Below are 5,040 nucleotides of genomic sequence, written 5' to 3' on the forward strand. Positions count from 1 at the left end.
CTGCCGCTAAAAGGGAGATATCCGAATGCAGATTGCCATATTGGGCGTGCTTATTTTTATTGCAGTTTTGATGGCAGGGCCTTGGCTTCTGGGCGTGCTACTTATAATTGCTGCCACGTATGGGGTTTGGCTGGTTGCTTGCGCGGCCCTGAGTGTCTGTATCCTTCTTGCAGTACTTGCATGGATGTTGCTTTCCGGTCAGACCGAATCAAGCAGGGCTCGTCGGATTGCGAAGATCGCTGAAAGATCTAACAAGAACTACCGCGAAAAAATTAAGTAACTGAAAAACTCAGCCTCTGACCGGAAAATTCGGCCAAGGCTGCTGAGCCTAGCGATAGGCTCATTGTGCCGCTACGCGGATGCCTGAAACTTCGCACCATACCGGTAACTATTCTCCGGAGAATACTTACCGGCGGCCGTACAATGAACAGAAACGAACCCCTTTCACACAGTCGAATACTGATCGCTATTAACGTCACGGCTGAGCCAGACGGCAGCAGCCAATATGCCGAATACCACTTGGGCCGCGCTGCTGAACTGCCGGCTCCAGCCGGGGTGCTTGTGCTGAAGCATGTAAAGGAAAAGTTCGGTATAAAAAACTGACCCACGCGCGGCTGCGCATAACGGCGTTAAATCGGACACAAAAAAATCCCGCCAAACGGCGGGATTTTTTTGCTTAGGGGCTCACCAATCTTCTGGACGCTCGGCGTGCTGATGCAGGATTCGGTAAATTCTTATCGTCTCACCTTTCAGCGTGTAAATCGCTCGATAGGGGTATTTCGAGATGATCAGCTCGCGGCAATCGGGAATGTCCGAAGCCTTACCCATTTGAGGGAAAGTCTCCAGCATCGTCAGTGCTTCGATAAGGTGAAACACGACGCCTTCTGAGGCGTCAGCGCCTAACAAAGGCGCGTAATGCTCGTAGATACCGTCGAGGTCACTGTCCGCTTTGCTGGTTAATGCGATTTTCGGCACGGGCCACCCATTTAGCCTTCACGGCATCCAAGTCCACTAGGTTGCCCGCCTCTGCATCCGCAATGCCTTCAGCTACCGCTCGAAAATGCCAGGACTCTGATTCTACATAGCGGGCTAGGGCACGCTTGAGATGGTACTGACGATCCCGATCGGTTGCTTCGGCGAGCTGATCGAGCTGATTGATCAGCTCCGATTCCACGCGAAAAGACAGGACAGGCGAGGCCATGGTAACACTCCTAACAGGCTTGTCTACGATGTAGACATATGTTTGATGTGTAAACCTTATCTCCTTATGCCCTTATATAGCAACAGTTTTAGGGACTAATTAGGCCCTCAAGAGGCCATCAAAAGGGACAATTTGTTGCCTCCCTATGGTTCGCATAACGCCGCTTATGTTCAAAAGGCCCCCACACTTGAGAGAGTCGTGGGGGCCTTTTTTTCTGGGCACGGAAACCAACCCCCCCCTACACTGGTACGCCAGCCCCCCCTGCTGTGGTTTTACGCGTAGTGGGCCACTGACTCGGACAAGGAAACCGCACATGCTCATCGAACAAGAAGTGGTAAGGCGCGGCCTGCTGTTAATGAAACTGACACATCCAGCTGAGGCCGCGCTGACCAGCGCATTGCTAGAAACGCTCGACTATGAAAAAAGCGTCCTCCGAGACCCCAACCAGCTTCGGGTAATGGTATTTACGCTGGGAAAAAAACTGTCCACCCAAGGTAAAAAAGGGCTGATCAGTTGGAATGCCTGGTTGCTGCAGTTTGTGAAAGACGGTGCCTTGAGTGAAGAACAGGCCGCCGACTTCAAACGTCAGGCTGAGGATATCCGGCGATGAACGTTTGTTATGGTAACGATCCGTTCGCCGCGATCAGTACGTCGCCTGAGGTGCTGGCCACCCTGCGCTTGCACCTGCGCACGATCGAACAAAGCGCTGACACCCTGCAGGTGCATCTGGCCAGCGAACGGGCGCAAGGCTTTGTCGAAGCGCTGGAAGTGCTCAAGGTGCTTAAGCCCGCCGAACTGGAAAGCCTGTACCTGTTATTTGAAAACACCGCCCAGGCCCGCGTCACGGCGCTGCTGCTGTGATCGGGGACGGGATTCACGAAGACGCGCTGCAGCACCTGGTGCAACAGAGCGCGGTCAGGGAGTTTGTCGCCGGCCGTGATACCACCCGTACCAAGTGGACGTTTTCGGTACGCCTCGGCGGGCCGCACTCGCGGCTGATTCCAGTACGGTCGAGGCGGGAGGTGATTCGTACCTGGGCCAGCCTGACGGCGGTGGGTCGCTTTGCCGAAAGGCTTGGTGTGCGAGGCTTTGCGGTGGAACTATGAAGTTTCGCGCCCGCGAAACTGGCCACGGCTTTTAGTTATCGAGAGCGTCGAGCAAATTTGCCCAAGTAGGGGCTTCCCCTGGCTTCGCGTTGTGAGGCAATGCAGGTTTAGGCTCGGGTTTATGCTCGATCAGCCGAAGTGATTGTTGCAGCTCTTGTATCTCTGCACGCAGCAATCGAACCTCTTCAACCAGCGAGTGTAGGGCTGGGTGTAGGGCGTCAATTTCAGGTGTAGGGGAAGTGTAGGGTGAGGGTGTCGGGTCAAGTGTAGGGCGGTGTAGGGTGATCCCCTGTGGTTCGCCATAAACACGGATCATTTCTGATAGGTCGATAACCTTTTGCCCTTTACCGTCTAGGCCAGCAGTTACGCGGCCTTTAGACACGGCCTCATGCAATGTTGAACGGTGTAAACCGTAGAGTTTTGCCATGCGGCCGATGGTTAATTTTGCCATGTAGGGCAGTGTCGGGTTCTGTCTGTAGGGTGCCCTACAGTCTACTGCTATTTATGAGACTTAACCGACCATTCCCTAACGCGGTCCGGTGGACCTTGTTGGCTACCGTGCTGGTAGGCAGCACAGCTGCCAGACCCACACGGCAGCTTGTGAAAGACACAGGGTTTGCGCTGAGCGAGCAAACGCAATATCTTTGGGTAATAGATACATAGCATTAAAACGAAAAAACCCTGCCAAGGCAGGGTTTCATTCGGGCCAGCGGCGACTGCAATCGCTCTGGCCAAGGTCTCGGGGAATCTCTGCTTTTCGGTGCGGGGAACGAGACCTGGTAAGCCAATTCTGTCGGGAAAACTCCCGTCTGTCCAGCTTCCAGCCTCCCCCGACACCTCTTCCCGACGCTTGGAATCAAGATGCTTTGGGCCCGGGAAGTAATAGCTGCCGATCAAGGGGATCTCTTCACGGCAGCCGGTATAGCCGGTTAGGTGCGACCCGCAAGGGCGAGAAGGCAATGGCAGGGCAGCGTAAAAACCCAACCACGGGCGCTGTCACTGTCCTAAAACCCACCAACCGCCAGACGCCGAAGAGGGCAGGGGGCGCAGTGGTAAACAATCCCCGAAAGTCTGGAACGCCTGTTGGGAGTGGGAGCCGGGTGGTCGCACCTGGAACAAAATCCTCACTGCGTGGAGTCATGCGAGACGCTTTTTTTAAAAGCCGATCGTAGGGGCTCCCACGCCAGTGGGAGCCATCAAGAGCGTCGCGTAGCCATCATTCTTGCCGCCAGTGGGCGGCCTTAGACTGGCGTCAGCCATCATTGCTCGTGCTCTTGTCTCTCAGGGTTATTACCCGCTTTGGATCTTTCCCAGCGAGTGGGGGTCCCCCTTTAGGGGGTCGAGCTGGTGAGCGCGTAGCGCGAATGCTCTTGGCTTTTTGCCCTTTTGTACCTTTTCACCTTTATACCTCTCCTATTGGCGTTCTATTGCTGAAGCAATAGCCAACGCAATAGAACGACCAATAGAACGCCACATAGATAATCCAAGACAAAAGCAGAGCAACAGCGCGCCATCCCTACGGTCTGTCGTGGCCGCCCTGCGGGACGCCCAAACCTTCCGGGGGAGCGCCCCGTCAGGCTTTCAGGGTTCCGACTCGCTGCGCGAGCCTCCACCCTCTTTCCTCCCCTGCGCCCTGGACGGGCTTGTCTCGAAAATTCACCCGCGTGCGCGCCCGGCAAAGCCGGACCAACCTGCATTCTGCAATTGCGCGACGTCTCGTTGCGGTCCGTTGTCCCTTTCTCGACTGCTACATCGCGAATCCAGGTTGGTCCGGTTTCACCTGACGCGCACGCAAGCGGTGCGGCCGGATGCTGCGCACCCTGGTTTCGCCCTGGACGGGCTGCACCAGGGCAGAACGGAAAAATTCGGCCTGGGGGCCATTTTTCCTCACCCCCCTCGTGGGCTCGGGTGGCGTCTGTCCAGCTGTTTACGCCGTCTTCGCCGGCGGTTTATCAGAGCGGCTAAGGCCGCTCTGGAAGCAGCTTTCAGCTGCCCCTACTGCGCTACCATGCGATTTTCGCCTGGGAGCAAAGCTCATGCAGCGTTTAGCCAAACCGTCGGACTACGTCCGGCAAGACGTTCTCGGTCAATCGACCTATGTGCTTCCCTGGGAGCCGCGGTTGTGCCCGGGAAACCCTGCGGATGATCCCGAGCTGGGCGCTCAGCTCTACAACGAATTTGCCTGCAACGCCGCCCAGGGCGTTACACCGCGATCACCAGCCGAACAGCTGGCTGACATCATCGGTTGGGCCATAGCCACGCCAGGAGAGGCTGCCTGTGGTTTGGCGGCTGACCTCGCGGCGACCTACCAAGGCAAGCATCAGTTTCGACTGGAGGATCTGCAGCATTGGGACGAGGAAACCAAGCCGCATCGAGCGCACCTGATTTTTCACAATCAGGAATTACGTGCGTTATCGGCTAGGACCATTATGGCTCTGCGTTTTCGTGCCGAAACCGTTCAGATACCGGATTAGGGGTGTTGGCGTCAGACTGCTGCACGTCGGCTCCTAGTTGATCTTGAGCGAGACGCCAAGCCGCGTGGGACGTGCCCATTGCGAGGGTTAGGAAATACCAAACACCTTGACGCCCATATCTGCGGAGGTACCCTGCCGCTAAAAGGGAGATATCCGAATGCAGATTGCCATATTGGGCGTGCTTATTTTTATTGCAGTTTTGATGGCAGGGCCTTGGCTTCTGGGCGTGCTACTTATAATTGCTGCCACGTATGGGGTT

The 5,040-nt window shown here is 55.9% G+C and carries 8 protein-coding genes; 5 read left to right on the top strand and 3 right to left on the bottom strand.

All coding sequences use genetic code 11. From position 1 onward, the window contains the following. The first annotated feature begins 25 nt into the window (after positions 1-25). Positions 26-280: a hypothetical protein gene (locus HBN79_RS23745; protein ID WP_094995324.1), complete on the top strand. Its 255-nt coding sequence runs from the start codon at positions 26-28 to the stop codon at positions 278-280. 404 nt (positions 281-684) lie between these two features. Here HBN79_RS23745 and HBN79_RS23750 read toward each other — a convergent pair whose 3' ends face one another. After that, entirely contained in the window at positions 685-975 is a 291-nt protein-coding gene (locus HBN79_RS23750; protein WP_086799864.1) for a type II toxin-antitoxin system RelE/ParE family toxin, read from the bottom strand. After that, the gene (locus HBN79_RS23755) at positions 938-1,201 is read right to left on the bottom strand and encodes a ribbon-helix-helix protein, CopG family (RefSeq protein ID WP_086799862.1); all 264 of its coding nucleotides are present in this window, start codon (positions 1,199-1,201) and stop codon (positions 938-940) included. Before HBN79_RS23755 ends, HBN79_RS23750 begins: the two co-directional genes overlap by 38 nt. A 313-nt stretch (positions 1,202-1,514) precedes the next feature. On the opposite strand from HBN79_RS23755, the gene HBN79_RS23760 reads away from it, so the two are divergent. Genes HBN79_RS23760 through HBN79_RS24060 form a run of 3 tightly spaced genes read left to right on the top strand, consistent with a single transcriptional unit; the run spans position 1,515 to position 2,307 of the window. Then, positions 1,515-1,811: a hypothetical protein gene (locus tag HBN79_RS23760; protein ID WP_073510322.1), complete on the top strand. Its 297-nt coding sequence runs from the start codon at positions 1,515-1,517 to the stop codon at positions 1,809-1,811. Further along, positions 1,808-2,062, top strand: coding sequence for a hypothetical protein (locus HBN79_RS23765; RefSeq protein WP_086799857.1), 255 nt, complete (start codon positions 1,808-1,810; stop codon positions 2,060-2,062). The genes HBN79_RS23760 and HBN79_RS23765 overlap by 4 nt, the downstream gene beginning before the upstream one ends. Continuing rightward, entirely contained in the window at positions 2,059-2,307 is a 249-nt protein-coding gene (locus tag HBN79_RS24060; RefSeq protein ID WP_106117520.1) for a hypothetical protein, read from the top strand. Before HBN79_RS23765 ends, HBN79_RS24060 begins: the two co-directional genes overlap by 4 nt. 31 nt (positions 2,308-2,338) lie before the next feature. On the opposite strand, the gene HBN79_RS23770 is transcribed toward HBN79_RS24060, so the two are convergent. Then, complete coding sequence (locus tag HBN79_RS23770; protein WP_178089950.1) at positions 2,339-2,758, bottom strand: hypothetical protein; 420 nt, start codon at positions 2,756-2,758, stop codon at positions 2,339-2,341. 1,585 nt (positions 2,759-4,343) lie between these two features. Between HBN79_RS23770 and HBN79_RS23775 the strand changes: the two genes are divergently transcribed. After that, positions 4,344-4,781, top strand: coding sequence for a hypothetical protein (locus HBN79_RS23775; protein WP_086799873.1), 438 nt, complete (start codon positions 4,344-4,346; stop codon positions 4,779-4,781). The last annotated feature ends 259 nt before the right edge of the window (positions 4,782-5,040 follow it).

Source organism: Pseudomonas sp. WS 5051 (genome assembly GCF_012985715.1).
In the GTDB taxonomy this organism is placed as follows: Bacteria; Pseudomonadota; Gammaproteobacteria; order Pseudomonadales; family Pseudomonadaceae; genus Aquipseudomonas; species Aquipseudomonas bubulae.